Consider the following 21,923-nt stretch of genomic DNA (forward strand, 5'->3'; position numbering starts at 1 on the left):
CACAGCCTGGCCTGTCCCGGTCATGTAGGCACACAGGTCACCTTCACCCGTGAGCCGATCGCAACATCACCCGACGGTGCCACATCGGAGACCAGGCACCGCGGCTGCTCCCGCGGCTGCTCACCGGTGTTCGTCTGCGACTCGGGGAGCAGGCCGTCCTTCGCCAGCTTCTCGGTCACCTCGTTCACCGGCAGGTCCAGGAAGTCCGACTTCTCGATCCGGACCACCCGCTTGTTCGGTCCCAACTGCCCGGACGCGCTCGGCTGCGCGACCTCACCGGGGTTCTGCGCGGGCCGGGCGCCCGTGGTGCCCGGTTGCCCGTCCGACCCGGCTGACCCGGTGTTGTCCAGAACCGCGCGCAGCACGAAAACCCCTAGCACGATCAGCGCGACCACCAGGAGACCGACCATAACCCACAGCGCGGCCTTCCCCTTCCCCTGCGGTCGGGGCGGAGCGGGCAACGGACGGAAGTTACCCGTGTGCGGACTGTTGATCGGCAGGGGGTGCTGACCGCTCTGCATCCCCTGCCGGACGGGGGGGAATCCGGGCTGGGACGCGGGGTGCGACATCTGGAGTCCGGGGTGCGTCATCACCGGGCCGGTGGCCATGCTCGGGCCGTTCGCCATGCTCAGACCCGAAGGCGCGGGCAGCGGCTGCCCGGCGCGGATGGCGGCGACCGCGGCCGCGAACTCGCCGCCGTTGCGGTAGCGCTGCCTGGGGTCCTTGACCAGCGTCGCCTCGATCAGCGCGCGCGGACCCGCGGGCACGTCCGGCGGCAGCGGCGGCGCGATGTCGCGGATGTGCATCATCGCGACCGTGACCGCGTTCTCCGACCGGAACGGCCGGTGCCCGGTGAGGCACTCGTAACCGCACACGGCCAGCGCGTACACGTCGCTCGCGGGCTCGGCGTCGTGGCCGAGCGCCTGCTCGGGGGCGATGTAGTGGGCGGTGCCCATCACCATGCCGTTGCGGGTGACCGGAGCCGCGTCCGCGGCCTTCGCGATCCCGAAGTCGGTGATCTTCACCTTGCCGGTGGGGGTGACCAGGATGTTGCCCGGCTTCACGTCGCGGTGCACCAGCCCGCGCTCGTGCGCCGCCTGCAACGCCGTCCCGGCCTGTTGCAGCACGTCCAGCGTGCGGTCGACGGTCAGCCTGCCGCGCGCGATGACCGCGGCCAGCGGCTCGCCCTCGACCAGCTCCATCACCAGGTAGGCCGTGTCCTCCGGCCCGTCCGGCATGGACGCCGTCTCGCCGTAGTCGTGCACCGCGGCGATGCCGGGGTGGTTGAGCGACGCGGTCGTCCGCGCCTCGATGCGGAACCGCGTGAGGAACTCCGCGTCACCGCTGAGGTCGGCCTTGAGCACCTTGACCGCGACGTTGCGGTCGAGCCTGGTGTCCTCGGCCTCCCAGACCTCGCCCATGCCGCCGACGGCGATCCGCCTGGTGAGGCGGTACCGCTCGGCGAGGAGCTGGCCGGTGATCAGCATCAGCGGCCAGCCAGGTAGGCGCCGATGACCGCCCTGCCAACGGGGGCGGCGACCTTGCCGCCGGTCGCGCCCAAGCCGCGGTCGCCGCCGTTCTCGACGATCACCGCGACGGCGATGGTGGGCTTCTCGGCGGGCGCGAACGCGATGTACCAGGCGTGCGGCGGCACCGCCGCCGGGTCGACGCCGTGCTCGGCGGTACCGGTCTTCGACGCGATGTTCACGCCGCTGAGCCTGCCCTCGCCGCCGGTGTTCGTCTCCGACTTCAGCATCATATCGCGCAGCGTGTTCGCGGTCGCGGGGCTGATCGCGTCCTCGACCTCGTCCGGCTTGGTCTCGTCGATCTCCGACAGGTCCGGCGCGATCAGCTTCTGCACGAGGTACGGCTTCATCCGCACGCCGCCGTTGGCGATGGTCGCGGCGATGACCGCGTTCTCCATCGGCGTCATGTCGACGACCCGCTGGCCGATGCCGGACTGGAACAGCGCGGCCTTGTCCGGCACCGGGCCGTAGGTCGACGCGGCCACGGTCTGCGGGACGGCCAGTTCCTTGTCGTTCATGCCGAACTTGTCGGCCTGCTTGGTCAGCTTCTGCTCGCCGAGTTCGCCCGCCAGCTCAGCGAACGCGGTGTTGCACGACCTGGCCAGCGCCTCCTCCAGGGTGGCCGTCTGACCGCTGCCGCAGTTCGTCTCGTTGAAGTTCGGCAGCTGGGTGTTCGTGTCCGGCAGCGTGATCGTCGGCGCCGCGGTCAGCTGGGTGTCCTTGGTCTTGCCGTCCTCCAGCGCCGCCGCCGCCACGACGACCTTCCAGGTCGAGCCGGGCGGGTAGGTCGCCTGCACCGCGCGGTTCAGCGTCGGCTGGTCGCCGCCGTCGGCGGTGTACTCGAGCCACGCCGACTCCTGCTCCGCGCCGTCGTGGCTGGCGAGCCGGTTCGGGTCGTAGGACGGCGTGCTCGCCATGCCGAGGATGGCCCCGGTCTGCGGGTTGAGCGCGACCACCGAACCGGTAAAACCGCGGTTCGTCATCTCGTCGTAGGCGGCCTGCTGCACCTTCGGGTCGACGGTCAGCTGGAGGCTGGCGCCCTTCGGGTCCCGGCCGGTGATGACGTCCGACAGCCTGCGCGCGAACAGCCGGTCGTCCGAGCCGTTGAGCAGGTCGTCCTCGATGCGCTCGACGCCGCCGCTGCCGTAGGTCAGCGAGTAGTACCCGGTGACCGGCGCGTACGCCGGGCCGTTCGCGTACACCCGCTGGTAGCGGTACGAGTCCTCGGTGGCCTTGACGTTCGCGATCGGCGTGCCGTCGCTGGCGATGATCTGCCCGCGTTCGCGCGAGTACTCGTTGAGCAGCACGCGCTGCCGGTTGTGGTCGTCCTTGCGGTAGTCGTCGGCCTTGATCACCTGCACGTACGTCGCGTTGCCCATGAGCAGCAGGACCATCACCATCATGGCGACGCCGACGCGGCGGAGCGGTGTGTTCATTTGGGACGCTCCACCATGACTGTGAACTGGTCCGCGATCGCGGGCTGCTGCGGCTTCGGCTTCGGCGTGACCTTCGGGCCGCGAGCGGCGTCCGAGATGCGCAGCAGCAGCGCGACGAGGATGTAGTTGGCCAGCAGCGACGAGCCGCCCTTGGACAGGAACGGCGCCGTGATGCCGGTCATCGGGATCAGCTTGGTGACACCGCCGACGACGATGAAGACCTGGAAGCACAGCGCGAAGCTGAGGCCGCCGCCGAGCAGCTTGCCGAAGCTGTCCCGGACGGCGATCGAGCTGCGCAGGCCGCGCAGCGAGAACACCGCGTAGATCAGCAGCATCGCGGACAGGCCGACGAAGCCGAGCTCCTCGCCGATCGCGGACGTGATGAAGTCCGTGTTCGCCTCGGGGATCAGGTCCGGCCTCCCCGCGCCGAGCCCGGCGCCGAAGATGCCACCGGTGCCGAGGCCGAACAGCGACTGGGCGATCTGGTATCCGCCGCCCGCGTCGTTGTAGGTCGCCAGCGGGTCGACCCAGTTCGCCACGCGCTGCTGCACGTGGGTGAACAGCTTCCACGCCACGATCGCGCCGCCGGAGAACAGGACGAGGCCGATCACCACCCACGCCGCGCGTTCGGTGGCCACGTAGAGCAGCACCAGCACGATGCCGAAGAACAGCAGCGAGCTGCCGAGGTCCTTCTGCAGCACCATGATGCTCACGCCGACGCCCCACGCGGCGACCAGCGGACCGAGGTCGCGGGCGCGCGGCAGGTCGAGGCCGAGGAACCGCCTGCCCGCCGCCGTGAACAGGTCGCGCTTGGACACCAGGAAGGCCGCGAAGAACACCATCAGCAGGATCTTCGCGAACTCACCGGGTTGGATCGAGAACGCGCCGAACCTCAGCCAGATCTTCGCGCCGTTGATCTCCGGTGCGATGAAGCTCGGCAGGATGCCGGGCAGGATCAGGGCCACCAGGCCGACCAGGCCAGCGGTGTAGCCGTACTTGGCCAGCGTCCGGTGGTCCTTCACGAACTTCAGCACCAGGCAGAACAGGACCAGCGCGATCGCCGTCCACAGCACCTGCTTCGGGGCGTTCGCGGTGTACAGCTCACCCTGGATGACCTTGCCCTCGAACGGCAGGTCGATCCGGTGGATCATCACCAGGCCAAGGCCGTTGAGCAGCGCGACGCACGGCAGGATGACCGGGTCCGCGTACGGAGCCCATTTCCGAACCGCAACGTGCGCCACCGCGAACAACGCCATGTAGGCGACGCCGTAGTAGACGATCTGCATCGTCAGTTCCTGCTCCTGGTTGGCCTCGACCAGGATCAGGGCGGCAGTCACCAGCGCCGAGGCGAATCCGAGCATGATCAGCTCGGTGGACCGCCTCGTGGGCGGCCTCAACCCCGGCGACGTGCTGCTCGCCGCGGCGAGCGGCGCCTCCCCGGTGGGGACCGGCGAACCCATCGACTTACTGGCCCTTCCGTCGGCAGTCCGTGCCCGGCGTCTGCGTCGGCGTCGGCAGGTTGGTCACGTCCGGGTTGGAGGTGGTCGTGGTGGGCGTCGGGCTCGACTCGGTGGTCGTGCCGCCGATCACCGTGGAGGGCGACGTGCTGGACGTCGTCGTGGGTGGTGGCGTCGACGAGGTCGTGGCCTTCTGCCCGTCACCGCACGGGGGCAGCACCTGCTCCGTGCGGAGCTTGCGGATGCCCTCCCTGGCTTCCTCCAGGTCGCCCTTCGTGATGCCGTTGCGCACGACCTCGCGACTCGACACCCGGAGGTCGTCGATCGTGATCTCCTCGCACGCGGATTCGGACCCCGGAGGGCACGAGCCCTCGGCGACGGTGTGCAGCGGAACCCCCAGGAAGCTGCCGCTGACGCCGCGGAAGATCGACACCTGGCCCTGGTCCGTGGCCCCGATGTAGTACTGGCGCAGCACCCACCACCGCGTGCCGAGGCCCGCGGCGGCGAGGATGAGCAGCAGGAAGAACACCAGCAGCACGGCCTTGACCTTGCGCCGCCGCTTGGCCTTCGGGTCCGGCGGGGGAGGAGGTGGTTCCACCCTCGGCGGGACCGGTCGGGGACCGGTGATCGAACTCGCCCGCGAGGCGGGGGAGTCCGGTGGCGGCGGATCCGCGCTGCCGTCGCCGGCGGCGCCACCGATTATCGGAGCGTCGTCGCCGAAGTCGATGTCGGCGACGTCCGCGACGATGACCGTCACGTTGTCCGGCCCGCCGCCCTTGAGCGCCAACTCGATCATCCGGTCGGCGCAGGCCTGCGGGTCGGGGATGCGGATCGCCTCGTCCAGCGTCTCCAGGCTGACCACACCGGAGAGGCCGTCCGAGCAGAGCAGGTAGCGGTCGCCGGGACGTGCTTCGCGGACCATGAGGCGGGGTTCCACCTCGTGGCCGGTCAGCGCGCGCAGCAGCAGCGAGCGCTGCGGGTGCGTGGCCGCTTCCTCCTCGGTGATCCGCCCCTCGTCGATCAGCGACTGGACGAACGTGTCGTCGTGCGTGATCTGCGAGAACGAACCGTTGCGCATCATGTAGGCACGGGAGTCGCCGATGTGGGCCATGCCCAACCTGCTCCCCGCGAACAGGACGGCGGTGAGCGTCGTGCCCATGCCGTCCAGGTCGGGGTCGCTCGCGACGAGCTCGGAGATGGCGCCGTTGCCCGCTATGACCGCTTCGCGCAACTGGCCGAGCAGGTCATCGCTCGGTTCGTCGTCGTCGAGCGGTGCGAGGGCGGCGATGACGACTTTGCTCGCGACCTCGCCCGCGGCATGGCCACCCATGCCGTCGGCGAGCGCGAGCAGGCGCGGGCCCGCGTACACGGAGTCCTGGTTGTTGTTGCGCACCAGGCCCCGGTCGCTTCGGGCCGCGTATCGGAGGACGAGGGTCATGATCGCAGCTCGATCACCGTTTTGCCGATTCGGATCGGAGAGCCGAGCGGGACCCGGAGGGGTGCCGTGACCTTGGCCCGGTCTAGGTAGGTGCCGTTCGTGGAACCGAGATCTTCCACGTACCAGTCAGTGCCGCGCAGCGAGATCCGCGCGTGCCGGGTCGACGCGAAGTCGTCGTCCAGCACGAGCGTGGAGTCGTCTGCGCGGCCGATCAGGATCGGCCTGCCGTCAAGGGAGATCCGGGTACCCGTCAGCGCCCCGTGGGTGACCACGAGTTGCCGGGGGGCCTTGTTCCCCTTGGCGGCCTTGTCCGCGTTGTTTTTTCGGAAGCCGGGTACTGAAACCCGAAGTCCCGAGGCAGCGTAGAGATCGGAGCGGACCACTCGAAGTGCGGCCAGCACGAACAACCACAGCAGGACGAGGAAACCTGCTCTGGTCAGCTGCATCACCAGCTCTGGCACCGGTTGTAACCGCTCCTGCCTTGAGTGCTGTCACCGACGCCCGTATCGACCTCAGCCTTGCGTGCGGAACACCAGTGAGGAGTGGCCGATGCGGACGACATCGCCTTCCGCGAGCTGCCAAGTCTGCACTGGAGTGCCGTTCACCGTGGTGCCATTGGTCGAACCGAGATCCGCGAGCATTGCACTCTGCCCATCCCACGTGATCTCCAGGTGCCTCCTGGAGACTCCGGTGTCCGGCAGGCGGAAGTCCGCCTCCTGTCCGCGACCGACCACATTTCCACCCTGCTTGAGGGGATAAGTGCGGTTGGAGCCGTCGTCGAGGTGCAGCGTCGCGTTCAGCGTGCGCGGTCCGGACTGCACGGCGGGCGGTGCGTAACCCGCTGCCGGGTCCTGGTAGCCGCCCTGGCCGTACCCGCCCTGGCCGTAACCCTGGTCGTAGCCGGGCTGCTGCCCGTAACCCTGGTCGTAGCCCGCGGGAGCGGCGGGCTGCTGGCCGCCGTAGCCCTGGTCGTAGCCCTGCGCGGGCTGCTGGCCGTAGCCCTGGTCGTAACCGGGCTGCTGGCCGCCGTAGCCCTGGTCGTAGCCGCCGGGAGCCGCGGGCTGCTGCCCGTAACCCTGGTCGTAACCGCCAGGAGCCGCGGGCTGCTGCCCGTAACCCTGGTCGTAGCCCTGCGCGGGCGGCTGGCCGTAGCCCTGGTCGTAACCCGGCTGCTGCGGCGCCTGGCCGTAGCCCTGGTCGTAACCGGGCTGCTGTGGCGGTTGGCCGTACCCGCCCTGCCCATAGGGGTCGTGGCCGGGCTGGCCCTGTCCTTGTCCGTAGCCGGGAGGCTGGCTCATGGATCGGTCTCCTGCGGTGCGAGGTGGTGCTGACCGTCGGCTGGCAACTTTCACATCGGGGTCGACGGACGAGCTGGTTCGGAACTGTCCGGTGTGCAGCGCGTCGGAGCGCTCCAGGGAGACTACGACGTCACCATAGGTATCCCACCCAAACTCGGCCAGGTGCTCTCCGAGGGAGTCCCCGAGGAGTTGCGTGATGCGTAGTTCATCCTGCCCGTCACCGGCAAGCCGATCGTGGTCCTGCGGGCCGAGCAGGACCACGTAGTGGTTGGGCGCGAGGAGTCTGCCACCCGCGAGCTCGCGGATGTTGCTCTCGGCTTCACGCTGAAGTGCCTGCGCGACTTCCTGCGGGACGACGCTGCCGCCGAACACGCGCGCAAAGGTATTTCCGACCATGCCTTCGAGACGGCGCTCGAAGCGCTGTACGAGGCCCACGGCAACACCCTCCGACTCGGTTGACTCCGACCCTGATCGTATCCGGGCTGACGTGGTGGGACACGGCCCAATTGGTAACCCGTCCAGAGTGCGTGCTAGTGTTTGCCACGTCGCTCCGGGCGAGTGGCGGAATGGCAGACGCGCACGGTTCAGGTCCGTGTGTCCGAAAGGACGTGGGGGTTCAACTCCCCCCTCGCCCATTGAAAGTCCCAGAAGGCCCTTGACCGCAGAGTACGCGGTCAGGGGCCTTTCGGCATTACACCGGCGGTCGACCCCCGGACCCCCGGCCGGAGGGCTGCGCCCCCGGACCCCGCAGGTGGTGACGGTGATCAGTCGTCCCGCCCGTGTGGTCGTGGTGATCCGAATCGCACTTGTTCCGGGGTGCCCGGAACGTTGATCCCTTCGGACCCTTTTGGCGGGCATTGGTCCGGGGCCGGTTGGCGCTTCGGGATGCCGGGTGGGACCTTCGGGAGAGCTTGATCGTTTAGCCTTACCCTGATTCAGTTCCGGCATGGGTGATCTCGGTCACCCGTTCGAGTGACGGAGGGCATATGCGGGCCATCGCGGTGCACGAGTTCGGCGGGGCGCCGGTCCTCGTGGACGTCCCCAAGCCCGTACCGGGTCCCGGAGAAGTACTCGTCCGGCTCGCGGCCGCTGGGGTGAACCCCTTCGACCGGAAGGTCGCCGACGGGATGATGCGGGGCTCCATGCGGCACGTCTTCCCCCTGGTGCTCGGCATCGACGGCGCGGGCGTCGTCGAGGAGGTCGGCGAAGGCACGACCCGGTTCGCGCCGGGCGACGCGCTGTTCGGCACGTTCTTCCAGGAGCCCGCGGGCGTGGGCACCTACGCGGAGTACGCCACCGCGCCCGAGACGAACCCCCTGGCGCTCCTGCCCGCCGGGTTCGACCTCGTGGTCGCGGCCGCCCTCCCCACGGCGGGACTCACGGCCGTGCAGCTGGTGGACGCGCTGGAGCCCCGCGAGGGCATCACCCTGCTGCTCGTGGGAGCCACCGGCGGCGTCGGGCAGTTCGTCGTCCAGCTCACTGCCGCGGCCGGGGCGCGGGTGGTCGCCACGGGCAGGCCGCACGACGTCGAGCGGCTGCTGGCCCTGGGCGCCGCGGAGGTCGTCGACCACACCGCCGGACCGCTCACCGGCAGGGTGCACGGCGTCGACGCGATCATCGACCTGGTGGGCGACGGCGCCGGGTTCGCCGCCAACCTCCCCGCCGTCCGACTCGGCGGGCAGGCGCTCAGCACGACCTCCTCCGCCGACGCCGACGTACTGGCCTCCCGCGGCGTGCGCGGCGGGAACTTCGAGACGCGCGGAACGGCGGAAGCGCTGAGCCGGTTGGCGGAGTCCGTGTCCGACGGCGGGCTGATCGTGCCCGTCGAGCACCGTTTGCCGCTCGCCGAGGCGGCCGCCGAACTGGCCCGACCCAGGTCAACCGGTGCGCGGGGCAAGACCGTCGTGGTCATCTGACCAGCGGTTCTCAGGACGTCCGGTCGATTTGGCGCGCTGAACGGTCGACAAGCGGTCCGGCGGTCGAACGGCCGCCGACCGTCGAGCAGGCGACGGGAGGCGATCCACGCCTACTGTCAGCAGTGGTTTCGAGCCGGCAGACGGCCCAGGTGTCACCCGGACGGCAGCATCGTCGGGCCGAACTCCCCAAGACCGCTATCTACCGGTCACCGACCGGTCAGCGCCGTCGATCGCAGGGCCCTCGTCGACCTGGAGGCGCGGCCCAATCCTCCTGGTACCCATTATCCAGAGCACGAGTCGAAACACGGCGGATCTCCCGCCGTGATTCCCGAGGGAGGCCCTGGCGTGAGCAGCACACCAGCACGGATCGCGGTACCCGGTGACACACGGGCGCTGTCGGCCACTGCTGTTCCGGTTCCCGAACTCCCCGGCACCCCCGAGGAGCTCGCCGCGGCCGCAGCCGCCCGCCTCGGTTGGCACGGGGTCGTCCTCCCGGAAATGGTCCTCATGGGCCGCCGGGTGGTCGTCGTCGCCGAGCTGATGGCCGACGCGCACGCCGAGCGCGTCTGCGTCGGAGCAGGCCCGGAAGCGGACCGCACCACCGTCTCCACCTGGGTGTGGCCCGAGATGGAAGGCCGCGTCCCGCCGTCCGCCGTCAAGATCGTCGGAGTTCTCGCCGTGGCCCGCCACTGGCGCACCGCCCTCGCGTCCGCCGTCCCGTTCGCCCGCTACGGCAACGCCGCGGTCGTCCTCCCCACGTCGGTCGCCTTCACCCACGACTACCTGTCCAACTGCCTGCCGCGAGTCCGCCGCTACGGCGTCTCGGTGCTGATGGCCGACGCTGAGTCGACCGTGACCGTGGACGTGGCGGGCCGCAACGAGTACGTGCCGGTCGAGGACACCGCGACCACGCGCTGGGTCAACGAGCTGGTCTACGAGCAGGTGCTGGCCACCGCTTCCTGACATACCGTCGTGGCATGCGAATCGTGATTGCCGGCGGCCACGGGAAGATCGCGTTGGAGTTGGAGCGGCTCATCTCCGCAAGAGGGGACGCAGCCACCGCGTTGGTGCGGAACCCCGCCCACTTCACCGATGTGTGGACAGCCGGTGCGGTACCCGTTCACTGTGATCTGGAAGCGGCGGACGTCGCAGCCGTGGCCGAATACCTGACCGGCGCAGACGCCGCGGTGTTCGCCGCAGGCGCGGGAGCCGGAAGTGGACCGGAACGCAAGGAAACCGTCGACAAAGCAGCGGCCGCGTTGTTCGCGGCGGCCGCGCAGCGGGCGGGCGTTCGGCGGTTCGTGCAGATCAGCTCGATGGGTGTCGACCAGGCCGATGACCCGTCGGTGGCACCGGAATTCGCCGTGTACCTGAGGGCGAAGGGCGCTGCTGAGGAGGATTTGAGGGCGCGGGATCTGGATTGGACGATCCTGCGTCCTGGGGCGCTCACGGATGAACCCGCCAGAGGGACAGTGGCGTTGGGTGAGACGGTGGACCGGGGGTCGATCCCGCGGGCGGATGTGGCAGCGGTGATCCTGGCTTTGATCGATCGGCCGGAGACGGTCGGGCGGACGTTGGAAGTGGTTGGTGGGGACGACCCGATTTAGGGGGGTCTTGGGGGTTGGGGAGTGAAGCCCGGTCCCCGGTGGGTTGGGGGTGTCTGGTGTAGCCCGGCCCCCGTAGCGCAATTGTCTCAATGCCCCACCCCTGTTTGTCAAGGCGGGAAAGATGCCTTGACAAACAGGGGTGGGGCAGGAGGGCGCTGTGTATCGGGGGCAGGGGTAGGTCTGGCTTCGCCAGCATCGGCTGTGCCGATTCAAGCATCAGCTGCGCTGACTGGGCATCCTCGCTGCGCGTTGGACAGAGGGCGGGCGCTCCGCGCCGGATGCGAGGGGCGGCTGCGCCGATCAGGTGCCCAGTACGCGGTCGAGGTACGGGTTGGTGAAGAGGTGGTCTGGGTCTACCTGGTTGCGGATTCGGGTGAAGTCGTCGAATCGGGGGTAGCGGTTCCGGAGGGCTTCGGCGTTGAGCGTGTGCATTTTGCCCCAGTGGGGTCTACCGCCTGCTGAGGCTGCGATGTGTTCGAAGGCGTCGAAGTATTTGCGGTAGGGCATGCCTAGGAACTGGTGGACTGCGATGTAGGCGGTGTCGCGGCCGGACGCGGTGGAGAGCCAGATGTCGTCGCCCTGGGCGGTGCGGACTTCTACGGGGACGATGACGCCGTGGTCGAGTTTCTTCACGGCGGCGCGCAGTTCTTTGATGACATCGTGCAGGGCTTCTCTGGGGACCGCGTATTCGGACTCGACGAAGCGGACTCGGCGTGGGGAGACGAAGACGCGGTGCGAGTGGTCGCTGTAGACGCGTTCGGAGAGGGCCGCGGCGCAGAGCTTGTTGAGCGGGCGGGCGGTTTTGGGGATGCCGCGGGCCAGGCGGGCCACTAGGCCGAAGACGGTGTTCTCCATGACTTCGTACTCGTAGAAGCGGCGCAGTTTCGAGAGCGGTTCGGGTTCTGTTCCCGTTGGTACGCGGTTGTTGCGCTTCACGAGTACGCCGTCGCCGTGCAGGAACCAGTGGAACTCCACGTGGTCCTCGACCGCGGTCAGGTCGTCGAACTCCTCGAGGATGCCGTCGAGGTGGCCGGTGGTCTCGCGGGCGTGCAGGACGAACGAGGGAACGCAGCGCAGGGTGAGTGTGCTGATCACGCCGAGTGCGCCGAGGCCGAGGCGGGCGGCGTTGAAGAGGTCGGGGTTCTCCGTGGGGGAGCACGACGCGATCGAGCCGTCGGCCAGGACGAGTTCCAGTGCCTCGATCTGGGTTGAGAGGCCGCCCAGCTTGGCGCCGGTGCCGTGGGTGCCGGTCGACACGGCACCGGAGATCGTCTGGGCGTCGATGTCGCCGAGGTTCGCCATTGCCAGGCCGAGGCGGTCGAGGCTCGCGTTCAGCTGGTGGAGCGGGGTACCCGATCGGACTTTGACCAGGCCGGATTCGGTGTCGGCTGAGATGATTCCGGTCCAGGCGTCGAGGTCGAGGGCGACGCCCGGTGCCACCGCGATCTCGGAGAAGGAGTGCCCGCTCCCGCGTGGCCGCACCGTCCGCCCGTCCGCGCGCGCGGACGTGATCGCGTGGGCGATCGCATCGGTGCTGGCCGGGTGCTCGACCCGGAGGGGGGAGGCGGACGCGGTGCCCGCCCAGTTGGTCCACTGGGCCTTCATGGGGCGACTCCTCGGACTGTGACGAACAATACGAACCGTAGGTGAAAGCTATTCACATTTCAAGGCTTGAGGCCGTACGGTGAAGCTCATGCAGCGCCGAACCCGCCTGGACACGGCGACGAAGGACTTCGATCCTCCGTTCGCGATCGTCGACCTGGACGCGTTCGACCACAACGCGGCGGACCTCGTCCGCCGTGCCGGTGGTCGGCCGATCAGGGTCGCCAGCAAGTCGGTCCGGGTGCGCGATCTGCTGGAAAGAGTGCTGGACAAGCCCGGTTACGAGGGCGTCATGTGCTACTCGCTGCCCGAGGCGCTGTGGCTGTCGGGCCACAACACCAGTGAAGACCTGCTGGTCGCGTACCCGACTGTCGACCACGGCGCCCTGCGCAAGCTGGCCGCGGACGAGGTCGCGCTCGGCCGGGTGACGTTGATGATCGATTCGCTCGACCACCTCGACCTCGTCGACGCGGCACTCGGCGCGCACCACCCGACCATCCGGGTCTGCCTCGAACTCGACGTCTCCTGGCGCCCGCTGCCCGGCCTGCACGTCGGTACCCGCAGGTCGCCGGTCCACAGCGCTCGCGACGCCGGCCTGCTCGCCCGTCGGATCACCGACCGCGCGGGCTTCACGCTCGTCGGCGTCATGGCGTACGAAGGTCAGATCGCGGGCCTCGGCGACAACCCGCCCGGTCAGCCGGTGCGCGGTGCGATCGTCCACTGGATGCAGAAGCGCTCGGCCGCCGAACTGATCGAGCGCCGCAGCGCGGCCGTCGCCGCCATCCGCCAGGCCGCGCCGCTCGAGTTCGTCAACGGCGGCGGCACCGGCAGCCTCGAGGTCACCGGCTCCGACCCCAGCGTCACGGAACTCGCCGCGGGCTCCGGTCTCGCGGGCCCGACGCTGTTCGACGCCTACCGCAGCTTCCACCCCGAACCCGCGGTCCTCTTCGCCCTCCCGGTGGTCCGCCGCCCGGCCCGCAACACCGCGACCCTGTTCGTCGGCGGCTACATCGCCTCGGGCACGGCCACGCCCGACCGCCAGCCGAGCCCGTACCTCCCGGAGGGCCTCACCACCCTGGCGATGGAGGGCGCGGGCGAGGTCCAGACGCCGGTTGTGGGCAAAGCCGCCGACAGTCTCCGACTGGGGGACAGGGTGTGGATGCGTCACGCCAAAGCGGGTGAACTGGCGGAGCGTTTCAACCATGTCCACCTGCTCGCCGGCAACGATGTCGAGCGCACGGTTCCCACCTACCGCGGTGAGGCCCAGAACTTCGGCTGACCGGGTCTGACCAGGGCGGGAATGGTGGTTCGGGTCACGTCTCGGACTCGTCCCTTGTGGTCGGTCGAGGGGTGACCCACTACCGGTAGAGGACCTCTCCACAGCTGTGAATTTGACCTGTGGACAACTTTGCCAAAGCTGTGGACAACTCACGCGGCGGAGTTGGCGAGAAGTCGCCCGCGACACCCCTTCCGCGCACCGTCGGAGGTCGCATCCGAGCGGCGGACACTCCGTTGTCGGTGAAGACGGGACTTTCGACATCCGGGAGGGCACCGGCCGCTCGCGGGGCCGACCGGTGCCGAGCCGGGTTACTTCGGCAAGCGGGTGGACAGGTAGCCCCTGATCAGGGACTTCGCCTCGTCCAGCACGCGCTGCTCGCCGTTGGGGTCGATGCGGAACGCCAGGTCGAGCACGCCGTCCGCGGCCTGCACGGCCACGGCGATCGGCAGTTGCAACTCGTCGAGCGGGATGCCGAACTTCGCGGCGATCAGCTCGACCATCCGGTCGGAGATGACCGCGTTGTTGTCGCGCTTGTCGTCCAGCAGCCGCATGTCGACGGCGTCGCCGAAGCGGACCTTGCTGAACGCGGGCACGTCGCGGTGCATGCCGACGTAGGCGTCGAAGATCGTGTCGACGGCGTCCCACCAGTGCTCGAGCGGTGTCTTGGCGAACCGCGCGGTGATGGTGTCCATGAACTTGTCGAGGTTGCGCATGGTCAGGGCTTGCACCACCGCGCGCTTGTCGGGGAAGAACTGGTAGAGAGAGCCGACGGCAACGCCCGCGCGCTCGGCGATGAGCGTTGTCGTCACCCCGTCGTAGCCGACTTCCTCGATCAGCGAGGCGCACGCCTCGAGCATCCGCTCGACGCGTTTGGCGCTCCGTTGCTGCACCGGTTGGCGGCGCAGCGGGGTGGAACTGGTCACGGCGACTCCAGGCGACGACGTTGGGACCCCCATAGTGCCTGCTCGACGCGGTTCGCACTTCCCTGTGAACCGCAACACGCTTACGATCCGAATCGGTTTCACGTTCTGGACCAGGAAAAACCACCCGGAGGCGTTGCATGCCGTTGCCCGACGAGTTCCTGTGGGGTGTGTCCACCTCCGCCTTCCAGATCGAGGGCGCGTTCACCGAAGGTGGCCGCGGCCGGTCGGTGTGGGACCGGTTCTCCCCGATCCACGACGGCGACACCGGTGAAGTGGCGTGCGACCACTACCACCGCTACGCCGACGACATCGCCCTGATGAAGGACCTCGGGGTGGGCGCTTACCGGTTCTCCATCGCCTGGCCACGCGTGCAGCCGACCGGAAAGGGCCCCGCGAACGCCGAAGGCCTCGACTTCTACGACCGGCTCGTCGACGGTCTCGTCGAAGCGGGGATCAACCCGGTCGCGACCCTGTACCACTGGGACACACCGCAGGAACTCGAGGACGAGGGCGGCTGGCTGGGCCGCGACATCACCGAGCGGTTCGCCGAGTACGCCGCGCTCGTGGCCGACCGGCTCGCCGATCGGGTGAAACTTTGGATTCCGATCAACGAACCGGTCGTCGTCACGCTTTCGGGTTACGCGATCGGCGAGCACGCGCCGGGCAAGTCGCTGCTGTTCGGCGCGCTGCCCGCCGCCCACCACCTGAACCTCGCGCACGGCCTGGCCGTCCAGGCGCTCCGGGCGAACGGCGCGGGCGCGGTCGGCACGGCGAACAACCACTCGCCCGCCTGGCCGGAATCGGACTCCCCGGAGGACCGGTTCGCGGCGGGTTTCTACGACACCATCCACAACTGGCTGTTCGCCGATCCGCAGCTTACCGGCGAGTACCCGGAGGAGGCGGTGCCGTTCCTGCCGATCGTGGACGGCGACCTGGAGAAGATCGCCGCCCCGCTCGACTTCTACGGCGTGAACTACTACAACCCGACCCGGCTGCGGGCGACCGGCGAGGGCGAGCCGCTGCCGTTCGAGCGGATCGACATCGACGAGTACCCCAAGACCGGGTTCGGCTGGCCGGTCGTGCCCGCCGGGCTCACCGAAATGCTGACCACGTTGCGGGACCGCTACGGCGACCGACTGCCGCCGGTGTACATCACCGAAAGCGGGTGCAGCTATCCGGGCGAGGGCTCGACACCGGAGGACCTGGCCGACCAGGACCGGATCGACTACCTCGACGGTCACCTGAAGGCGGCTCGCGAGGCGGGCGTCCGCGGCTACTTCGTCTGGTCGATCATGGACAACTTCGAGTGGGACGCGGGCTACTCCCAGCGCTTCGGCCTGGTGCACGTGGACTACAAGACGCAGGAACGGACCCCGCGCGACTCCTACCGCTGGTACCGCGATGTCATCGCCCACGAGAACTGAGGCGCTCGGCGAACCGGACGTCCCGGTCCGCCGGAGCTGGATGGCGTGGCTCTTCTTCGCCAACCTGGGCCTGTGGCTCGGGGTGTACGCACCCATCCAGGTGCTGCTCCCGCAGCAGGCGGAACTGTTCGACCACGCCAACAAGGAACTGGTGTTCGGCCTGGTCACGGGTGCCGGAGCCATCGCGGCGCTGCTCGCGAACCCGGTGATCGGCCTGCTGTCGGACCGCACCACGTCGCGGTTCGGCCGCCGCCACCCGTGGACGCTGACCGGCGCGGTGATCGGCGCGGCCGGTCTGGTCGTCCTGGCGAACGCGCCGAGCATCACCGTGATGACGATCGGCTGGTGCCTGGTCCAGGCCGGGTTGAACGGCATGCTGGCCAGCCTCACGTCCGTGGTCCCGGACCAGGTGCCGGTCGGCCAGCGGGCGACGGTCGGCGGACTGGTCGGGATCAGCCAGATGATGGGCACGGTGCTCGGCGCCGTCGTGGTGACCCTGCTCGTGACCGGTCTGACCAACGGCTACCTGGCGTGCGCGGTGATCGTCGTGGTCGGCGCGCTGCTGTTCGTCGTGATCACCCCGGACGTCCGGCTGCCGAAAGCGCTGCGCCCGTCGTTCGTGCTGCGCGAGATGTGGATCTCACCGAAGGCGCACCCCGACTTCAGCTGGGCGTGGGGCTGCCACTTCATGATCAACCTCGGCAACGCTTTCGGTACGCTCTACCTGCTGTTCTTCCTCGCCGACGTGGTCCACTACCCGTCGCCCGAGGACGGGCTGCTGATCCTGATGGCGCTCTACGGCGTCGCGCTCGTGATCGGCGCGGTGGTGTTCGGCTCGATGTCCGACCGCTCGGGCAGGCGCAAGCCGTTCGTCTACCTGGCCGTCGTCGTGATGGCCGTCGCGGCGCTGCTGCTCGTCGTCTGGCAGACGTGGACCGCCGCGCTGATCGCCGCACCGCTGCTGGGTGTCGGGTTCGGCGTGTACATGGCCGTGGCGCTGGCACTGCTCACCCAGGTGCTGCCCGCCGCGGCCGACCGGGCGAAGGACCTGGGCGTGGTCAACATCGCGAACGCGCTGCCGCAGGTGGTGGCCCCGCTGCTGACGACGATCGTGCTCGCCAACCTCGGTGGTTACCGGGGGCTGTTCGCGGTGTCGGCCATCGCGACCGCCATCGCGGGCCTCCTGGTCACGAGGGTGAAGTCCGTTTCCTAGTAGGTGGAGGTCGTGCGTGCGGTTGGCAGGCAAGACGGTGTTGATCACCGGGGCGTCGCAGGGGATCGGAGCCGCGACCGCTGAACTGATGGCGGGCAAGGGGGCCCGGACGATACTTGTGGCCCGCAGCGCCGAACTGCTGTCCGAGCACGCCGAACGGATCACGGCAACCGGCGGGCGTGCCGTGGTCCACCCGGCCGATCTCGCGGACGGCGACCAGATCGCGGCACTGGTCGAGCGCGTGCTGGGCGAGTTCGGACCGCCGGACGTCGTGGTGAACAACGCGGGTGTCGGCAGGTGGCTGTTCCTCGACGACACCGAACCCGACGAACTGCGGAACATGATCGCGTTGCCCTTCACGGCCGCGCTGCTGCTGACGCGGGGTTTCCTCCCGGCGATGCGGGCCCGTGGCAGCGGCTGGTTGGTCAACGTGAACTCGCCGGTGTCGCGACTGCCGATCCCCGGTGCGACCGGGTACGTGACGTCGCGGTTCGCGTTGCGCGGACTCACCGAATCGCTCCGGATGGACCTGCGCGGCAGCGGGATCGGGGTCAGCGAGGTGGTTCCCGGCAAGGTGAGCAGCCAGTACTTCGCCAACAACGCCGGTGCGGAGGAGCGGATTCCGGCACTGGCGCGGCTGGCGATTCCGACCACCACACCGGAAAAGGTGGCTGCCGTCATCGCGTCGGCCGTCGAACGGGAGCGCGCGGAAATCGTGTTCCCCTGGCAGCTCAAGGCTTTCGAGCTGAGCGGCAGGCTCTTCCCGGCACTCACCCGCTACCTCAGCTGGCGCACCGGCACCCATCGCTGATGAATGAAATCGACCCCGATGTCCGCGCGGGAGGTGCGGACATCGGGGCCGAGGTTGGAGTCCGCGGACCAGTATTGGTCGGGGAGGGGAAGGTGGCACAACACCGGCCCGCGGAAGACTTTTGAGTTGTGGTGGTACCTGGCCGGCGATCCGGTACGTCGCGGTCGGGGGGTCGCCCGTCCCGAATCGCCGGCCAGTAGGCGGCGCCGAGGCCGTGTCGTGTCGGGGGAACGACACGGCCCCGGCCGCCCGTTAGTGGGCTCGAACCACCGCGCGGCGAGACCTGGTGACAGGAGGTGTCACCGGGGCTTCGCGCAGGTGGCGAGCCGGGCGCGGGGCCAAACCGCCCGCGACCAGGTGTTCGTACGCGGCGCGCCACACCGAGCAAGGAGACTTCTGCTGCCGCCAACGACCGGAGCACTCGGGGCAGTTGCCCTTCTCGTCCGGTTCGTGCGCGGCGAGCAGCGCTCGCCATCCCTCGGTCAGCCGAGGGAGCTCGGATCGAGCCACCGAGAGGAGGGACGGGGCGTCGGCTTGACTGGCCAGCTCGGTGAGCAGGTCCAATCGTTCCCACACCGCGTTGCGGAGGACTTGTCCAAGGATCTCGTCCATCGAAACGTCACCGTCACCTTTCCGCCTGCTCGGCGGCTTCGCGTAGCGCAGCCCTGAGCTGTACGAGTTGATCGGCCGAGAGCACCGCGGTCTCACCGGGAGGACCGACCAGGACCACGCGGTCCTGGTCCACCACAACGGTGAGGCAGCGCTCACGGTCGACCACGTCGCTGCAGCGGATCCGCCACCAACGACGTTGCCCAGTCGAACCACGCCATCCGGAGCCAAGGTCGTTCGACTCCTGGAAGGACAAGGTCGACGAGGAAGACGCAGTGGAACCCGTGGTGACGGCAGGCTCTGCCGAACCACCACGTGTGGTGGTCACCGCCCGCTCGATCAGATCCACTTGGTGTTCCTCTCCGTGCTCACTCGCTTACCGGAACTTAGATTGCGATGATTCATATCGGATCGGGACGTCATAGCGCTGGCCGGTGGGACTTCCACGATGAGCGGTCAGCGGAGTTCGGCAGAGCCGATCAGCTCTGCTGATCGGCACTTCTCGCAGTTGGGGGAGTGCCCCTACTCTGCCGTTGACGCCCAATGGACTGTGAGGCGGCGAAATTGAACACCATCGGTTCGCAAGGTTCTCCTGTGACGCCCGAGGTATGGGACCAGCAGGAGATGCGGGACGCGCTGGCGCGGCGTGAGATCAGTTCGGTGTACCGGCTGCTCCGCCGACACGGCGTGTCGCAGCGCCAGATCGCGGCGCTGACCGGCCAGTCGCAGTCCGAGGTCTCGGAGATCCTCAAGGGTCGTCAGGTCATGGCCTACGACGTCCTGACGCGGATCGCCATGGGCTTGGGCGTCCCAAGGGGATACATGGGCCTCGCTTACGACGAGGCAACGGCAGTACGGGTGGCCGCGACCGCGGACTCACCCAATTCTGAGGAGGACGAGTCGGTGAAGCGTCGGAAGTTCCTCGCGCACGCCGCCGCCGTGACAGTCGGCGCGGCCGTGCTCGGCACGGACTCCGGGTCGTGGGTCTCGAACCCCACACAGACTCCGGCCCCCGGACGTATCGGCATGACCGACGTCCGACAGGTGGAAGCCGCCACCCGCGCCCTGCGAGCGCTGGACTACCAGTACGGCGGCGGCTCCTGTCGCGACGCGGTGGTGGCCCAGCTGTCGTGGGGCCAGCAGATGCTGGGCGCGAACGCGACCGACCTGGTGCGGGAGCGCCTCTTCGTGGCCCTCGCCGACCTGCACAACCTCGCGGGCTGGACGTCGTTCGACACCGGTCTGATGGACTCCGCCCGCAACCACTTCGGCCAGGCGCTCGACCTCGCGAAGCAGGGCCGCAACGAGGCGCTGGTCGCCAACATCCTCTACCGGATGGGTCGGGTGTACTTGCACCAGGACGCGCCGGACGACGCGCTCAAGGTGTTCCAGCTGGGACAGCTGGCCGCGCAGAACTCCGGCTCCGAACTCGCCGTGGGCATCCTCTGCGCGAACGAGGCGTGGGCCTACGCGAAGATGGGGTCGGACGACCAGGCCATCAAGCTGCTGGGCCGCGCCCGCGACGAGTTCGCCAGGGCGAACGTCGGCGAAGCGCCCGCGTGGGCCAAGTTCTTCACCGAGATCGACCTCTCGTCGATGATCGGCACGGTGCACACGGAGCTGGCGCAGACGGTGGACGTGAAGTACACGCGGACCGCGATCCCCGCGCTGTCCAAGGCCATCAACAGCTTCGGCGAGGACATGAGCCGCAGCCGGTCGTTCAACCTCACCTCGCTGTCGATCAACCACCTCATCGAGGGCGACGTCGACCACGGCGCGAAGATCGGCCGCCAGGCCGTCGACCTGTCCGAGGGCCTGAAGTCGGTCCGGACCAAGGACCGCATGAAGCCGCTGCTGCGCGAGGCCGACAAGCGCCGCAACAACCCCGATGCCCGTGAGCTGGCGGACCGCCTTGCCAAGTTCACCGGCAGCGATACCGCGGCTTGAGATCGGGCACCTGATGTCCTCGACGGTCGTCCTCGACGGTCGGTTCACCAGGGAGAAGTTGGCAGGCGCGCTGCGGAGGCTGTGCGCCGAGCTGGGGCTCGACCACCGCGGTGCGAGACTCCTGAAGTTCACCAGCAACGCTGTTTTCGAACTGCCCGCCGAGCGGTTGGTGGTGCGGATCGTCGGCTCGATGGGCCTGCGGCACCGCGCCGCCAAGGTCGTGCGGGTGGCCACCTGGTTGGCCGAGCACGACGTCCCGGCTGTCCGGTTGGTGACCGGAATCCAGCAGCCGATCGCCGTCGGCGAGCACCTGGCGACGCTCTGGCACATGGTGCCCGGCCACCCCGAGCAGGCTCGCGCGCTCGACGGGCGGGACCTCGCGAGCGTGCTGCGGCGGTGGCACGAGCTGCCCGCGCCGACGTTCGAACTGCCCGCATGGGCGCCGCTCGACGACGTCCGGCGTCGACTCGCCGATGCGGAGGAGCTGTCGGATGTGGACCGGGCGTTCCTCGAAGGAAGTTGCACGGCTCTCGACGAACGGCTCGCGAATCTGCGACCGGTCCTCCCGCAGGGCGTCCTGCACGGCGACGCGCACCTCGGCAACCTGATCGCGAGCCCCGCCGGGCCGGTCATCTGCGACTTCGACTCCACGTCGGTCGGGCCGCGCGAGTGGGACCTCAGTTCGCTGCCCGTCGGCGTTGCCCGGTTCGGGCACTCGGCGCGCTTGCAGCGCCAGCTCGTCCGCGGCTACCGGTTCGACGTCACCCGGTGGGAAGGCTTCGCCGTCCTGCGCGACGTGCGTGAGCTGAAACTCACCACGAGCGCGCTGCCGATACTGCGCAGTCACCCCGGAGTCCGCGTTGAGCTGCGGAAACGCCTCGACTCGCTGCGCAGGGGTGACCCCGCCGCACGCTGGTCCCCGTACCGCTGAGAACCTGTCGGTTGGGCCACGAACCGGTAACGCCGGTGCTCCGGATTCCGACGTTGGCTTCGAAGGGCGCATTTTTGCGGCGTCCTGGTTCTTCCGACGGGGACTTCGAGCGGGCGAGGTGGGTAGCCACGATGCAGGGAATCGTGACTCGGATCGGAGTGGGGCGGTGGCGCGCGCGGCGTGCCCTGCGATCGGCCCGTCTGCTCGACGAGGTCGTCGACACCCAACTGCCCCTGCTGGCCGCGTTCGGCGAGGAGCGGCGTCGCCGATCGGCCGACTACCTGGCCGAACTGGTGAAGCTCGCCCAGGACTACCGGTACTTCGCGCACGGCTGGATCGACGCCAAGGAGCTCGACCGCCGAGGTCAGGAGGCCATCGTGCAGCTCAGCAGGCTGCGCGAGGACCCGACCGCGCGGCTGATCAACGACTGAGACCGGTTCCGCAGCTCAGCGCGCCAAAGGCACCGCTTGTCGTTTGAGATCATCCGGCCACCTGGAGTTCCCCCG

20 protein-coding genes, 1 tRNA gene and 1 pseudogene are annotated in these 21,923 nt (G+C 69.0%); 11 read left to right on the forward strand and 11 right to left on the reverse strand.

All coding sequences use genetic code 11. The annotated features are described in order from the left end of the window. Positions 1-20 precede the first annotated feature (20 nt). The 7 genes and pseudogenes from RM788_RS25260 to RM788_RS53035 form a co-directional block, all read right to left on the reverse strand. Positions 21-1,487: a protein kinase domain-containing protein gene (locus tag RM788_RS25260; RefSeq protein WP_315934224.1), complete on the reverse strand. Its 1,467-nt coding sequence runs from the start codon at positions 1,485-1,487 to the stop codon at positions 21-23. Further along, positions 1,487-2,962: a peptidoglycan D,D-transpeptidase FtsI family protein gene (locus tag RM788_RS25265; protein WP_315934225.1), complete on the reverse strand. Its 1,476-nt coding sequence runs from the start codon at positions 2,960-2,962 to the stop codon at positions 1,487-1,489. The genes RM788_RS25260 and RM788_RS25265 overlap by 1 nt, the downstream gene beginning before the upstream one ends. Beyond that, positions 2,959-4,422 carry an FtsW/RodA/SpoVE family cell cycle protein gene (locus RM788_RS25270; RefSeq protein ID WP_315934226.1) on the reverse strand — a complete coding sequence of 488 codons (1,464 nt, stop codon included), beginning with the start codon at positions 4,420-4,422 and terminating at the stop codon, positions 2,959-2,961. Before RM788_RS25270 ends, RM788_RS25265 begins: the two co-directional genes overlap by 4 nt. A gap of 4 nt (positions 4,423-4,426) precedes the next feature. Beyond that, positions 4,427-5,857 (reverse strand): PP2C family protein-serine/threonine phosphatase, encoded by a 1,431-nt coding sequence (locus RM788_RS25275; RefSeq protein WP_315934227.1) that lies wholly within the window; start codon positions 5,855-5,857, stop codon positions 4,427-4,429. Beyond that, entirely contained in the window at positions 5,854-6,318 is a 465-nt protein-coding gene (locus RM788_RS25280) for an FHA domain-containing protein FhaB/FipA (protein WP_315934228.1), read from the reverse strand. Before RM788_RS25280 ends, RM788_RS25275 begins: the two co-directional genes overlap by 4 nt. A gap of 51 nt (positions 6,319-6,369) precedes the next feature. After that, positions 6,370-7,155 carry an FHA domain-containing protein gene (locus RM788_RS25285; protein ID WP_315934229.1) on the reverse strand — a complete coding sequence of 262 codons (786 nt, stop codon included), beginning with the start codon at positions 7,153-7,155 and terminating at the stop codon, positions 6,370-6,372. 135 nt (positions 7,156-7,290) lie between these two features. After that, positions 7,291-7,551, reverse strand: a pseudogene (locus RM788_RS53035) (DUF3662 domain-containing protein); the annotation flags it as partial. Positions 7,552-7,707: 156 nt separating this feature from the next. Here RM788_RS53035 and RM788_RS25295 point away from each other — a divergent pair. The 4 genes from RM788_RS25295 to RM788_RS25310 all read left to right on the forward strand — a co-directional run bounded on the left by RM788_RS25295 (position 7,708) and on the right by RM788_RS25310 (position 10,678). Next, positions 7,708-7,790, forward strand: a tRNA-Leu gene (locus RM788_RS25295). Positions 7,791-8,141: 351 nt separating this feature from the next. Beyond that, a complete protein-coding gene (locus tag RM788_RS25300) occupies positions 8,142-9,071 on the forward strand; it encodes an NADP-dependent oxidoreductase (RefSeq protein WP_315934231.1) in 930 nt (309 codons plus the stop codon). Positions 9,072-9,416: 345 nt separating this feature from the next. Further along, positions 9,417-10,034 carry a hypothetical protein gene (locus RM788_RS25305; protein WP_315934232.1) on the forward strand — a complete coding sequence of 206 codons (618 nt, stop codon included), beginning with the start codon at positions 9,417-9,419 and terminating at the stop codon, positions 10,032-10,034. 14 nt (positions 10,035-10,048) lie between these two features. Continuing rightward, positions 10,049-10,678, forward strand: a complete 630-nt coding sequence (locus RM788_RS25310; protein ID WP_315934233.1) for an NAD(P)H-binding protein — start codon at positions 10,049-10,051, stop codon at positions 10,676-10,678. A gap of 300 nt (positions 10,679-10,978) precedes the next feature. Here RM788_RS25310 and RM788_RS25315 read toward each other — a convergent pair whose 3' ends face one another. Beyond that, positions 10,979-12,283, reverse strand: a complete 1,305-nt coding sequence (locus RM788_RS25315; RefSeq protein WP_315934234.1) for a D-arabinono-1,4-lactone oxidase — start codon at positions 12,281-12,283, stop codon at positions 10,979-10,981. Positions 12,284-12,371: 88 nt separating this feature from the next. Between RM788_RS25315 and RM788_RS25320 the strand changes: the two genes are divergently transcribed. Continuing rightward, on the forward strand, positions 12,372-13,559 hold the full coding sequence (locus RM788_RS25320) for an amino acid deaminase/aldolase (RefSeq protein WP_315934235.1): 1,188 nt from the start codon (positions 12,372-12,374) through the stop codon (positions 13,557-13,559). A 308-nt stretch (positions 13,560-13,867) separates the two neighbouring features. On the opposite strand, the gene RM788_RS25325 is transcribed toward RM788_RS25320, so the two are convergent. Continuing rightward, the gene (locus RM788_RS25325; RefSeq protein ID WP_106185028.1) at positions 13,868-14,515 is read right to left on the reverse strand and encodes a TetR/AcrR family transcriptional regulator; all 648 of its coding nucleotides are present in this window, start codon (positions 14,513-14,515) and stop codon (positions 13,868-13,870) included. A gap of 104 nt (positions 14,516-14,619) precedes the next feature. On the opposite strand from RM788_RS25325, the gene RM788_RS25330 reads away from it, so the two are divergent. Genes RM788_RS25330 through RM788_RS25340 form a run of 3 tightly spaced genes read left to right on the forward strand, consistent with a single transcriptional unit; the run spans position 14,620 to position 17,930 of the window. Then, positions 14,620-15,906 (forward strand): GH1 family beta-glucosidase, encoded by a 1,287-nt coding sequence (locus RM788_RS25330; protein ID WP_315934237.1) that lies wholly within the window; start codon positions 14,620-14,622, stop codon positions 15,904-15,906. Next, on the forward strand, positions 15,884-17,119 hold the full coding sequence (locus RM788_RS25335; RefSeq protein WP_315934238.1) for an MFS transporter: 1,236 nt from the start codon (positions 15,884-15,886) through the stop codon (positions 17,117-17,119). Before RM788_RS25330 ends, RM788_RS25335 begins: the two co-directional genes overlap by 23 nt. A gap of 16 nt (positions 17,120-17,135) precedes the next feature. Next, positions 17,136-17,930, forward strand: coding sequence for an SDR family NAD(P)-dependent oxidoreductase (locus tag RM788_RS25340; RefSeq protein WP_315934239.1), 795 nt, complete (start codon positions 17,136-17,138; stop codon positions 17,928-17,930). A gap of 252 nt (positions 17,931-18,182) precedes the next feature. Here RM788_RS25340 and RM788_RS25345 read toward each other — a convergent pair whose 3' ends face one another. Together RM788_RS25345 and RM788_RS25350 are read right to left on the reverse strand one after the other, a co-directional pair. Beyond that, complete coding sequence (locus RM788_RS25345; protein ID WP_315934240.1) at positions 18,183-18,542, reverse strand: hypothetical protein; 360 nt, start codon at positions 18,540-18,542, stop codon at positions 18,183-18,185. Positions 18,543-18,555: 13 nt separating this feature from the next. Continuing rightward, positions 18,556-18,888 (reverse strand): hypothetical protein, encoded by a 333-nt coding sequence (locus RM788_RS25350; RefSeq protein WP_315934241.1) that lies wholly within the window; start codon positions 18,886-18,888, stop codon positions 18,556-18,558. A 194-nt stretch (positions 18,889-19,082) separates the two neighbouring features. Between RM788_RS25350 and RM788_RS25355 the strand changes: the two genes are divergently transcribed. The 3 genes from RM788_RS25355 to RM788_RS25365 all read left to right on the forward strand — a co-directional run bounded on the left by RM788_RS25355 (position 19,083) and on the right by RM788_RS25365 (position 21,848). Then, a complete protein-coding gene (locus RM788_RS25355; protein WP_399344752.1) occupies positions 19,083-20,486 on the forward strand; it encodes an NsdA family TPR-like regulatory protein in 1,404 nt (467 codons plus the stop codon). Positions 20,487-20,499: 13 nt separating this feature from the next. Next, positions 20,500-21,417, forward strand: a complete 918-nt coding sequence (locus RM788_RS25360; RefSeq protein WP_315934242.1) for a phosphotransferase family protein — start codon at positions 20,500-20,502, stop codon at positions 21,415-21,417. Positions 21,418-21,560: 143 nt separating this feature from the next. Then, a complete protein-coding gene (locus RM788_RS25365; RefSeq protein ID WP_315934243.1) occupies positions 21,561-21,848 on the forward strand; it encodes a hypothetical protein in 288 nt (95 codons plus the stop codon). Positions 21,849-21,923: the final 75 nt, after the last annotated feature.

The organism is Umezawaea sp. Da 62-37 (genome assembly GCF_032460545.1).
In the GTDB taxonomy this organism is placed as follows: domain Bacteria; phylum Actinomycetota; class Actinomycetes; order Mycobacteriales; family Pseudonocardiaceae; genus Umezawaea.

What these genes read in the sequence shown, in the direction of transcription:
- RM788_RS25260 (WP_315934224.1), bottom strand. Translation starts at nt 1,487, where the DNA reads ATGCTGATCACCGGCCAGCTCCTCGCCGAGCGGTACCGCCTCACCAGG.
- RM788_RS25265 (WP_315934225.1), bottom strand. Translation starts at nt 2,962, where the DNA reads ATGAACACACCGCTCCGCCGCGTCGGCGTCGCCATGATGGTGATGGTC.
- RM788_RS25270 (WP_315934226.1), bottom strand. Translation starts at nt 4,422, where the DNA reads ATGGGTTCGCCGGTCCCCACCGGGGAGGCGCCGCTCGCCGCGGCGAGC.
- RM788_RS25275 (WP_315934227.1), bottom strand. Translation starts at nt 5,857, where the DNA reads ATGACCCTCGTCCTCCGATACGCGGCCCGAAGCGACCGGGGCCTGGTG.
- RM788_RS25285 (WP_315934229.1), bottom strand. Translation starts at nt 7,155, where the DNA reads ATGAGCCAGCCTCCCGGCTACGGACAAGGACAGGGCCAGCCCGGCCAC.
- RM788_RS25300 (WP_315934231.1), top strand. Translation starts at nt 8,142, where the DNA reads ATGCGGGCCATCGCGGTGCACGAGTTCGGCGGGGCGCCGGTCCTCGTG.
- RM788_RS25310 (WP_315934233.1), top strand. Translation starts at nt 10,049, where the DNA reads ATGCGAATCGTGATTGCCGGCGGCCACGGGAAGATCGCGTTGGAGTTG.
- RM788_RS25315 (WP_315934234.1), bottom strand. Translation starts at nt 12,283, where the DNA reads ATGAAGGCCCAGTGGACCAACTGGGCGGGCACCGCGTCCGCCTCCCCC.
- RM788_RS25320 (WP_315934235.1), top strand. Translation starts at nt 12,372, where the DNA reads ATGCAGCGCCGAACCCGCCTGGACACGGCGACGAAGGACTTCGATCCT.
- RM788_RS25325 (WP_106185028.1), bottom strand. Translation starts at nt 14,515, where the DNA reads ATGGGGGTCCCAACGTCGTCGCCTGGAGTCGCCGTGACCAGTTCCACC.
- RM788_RS25330 (WP_315934237.1), top strand. Translation starts at nt 14,620, where the DNA reads ATGCCGTTGCCCGACGAGTTCCTGTGGGGTGTGTCCACCTCCGCCTTC.
- RM788_RS25335 (WP_315934238.1), top strand. Translation starts at nt 15,884, where the DNA reads ATGTCATCGCCCACGAGAACTGAGGCGCTCGGCGAACCGGACGTCCCG.
- RM788_RS25345 (WP_315934240.1), bottom strand. Translation starts at nt 18,542, where the DNA reads ATGGACGAGATCCTTGGACAAGTCCTCCGCAACGCGGTGTGGGAACGA.
- RM788_RS25355 (WP_399344752.1), top strand. Translation starts at nt 19,083, where the DNA reads ATGGACTGTGAGGCGGCGAAATTGAACACCATCGGTTCGCAAGGTTCT.
- RM788_RS25360 (WP_315934242.1), top strand. Translation starts at nt 20,500, where the DNA reads ATGTCCTCGACGGTCGTCCTCGACGGTCGGTTCACCAGGGAGAAGTTG.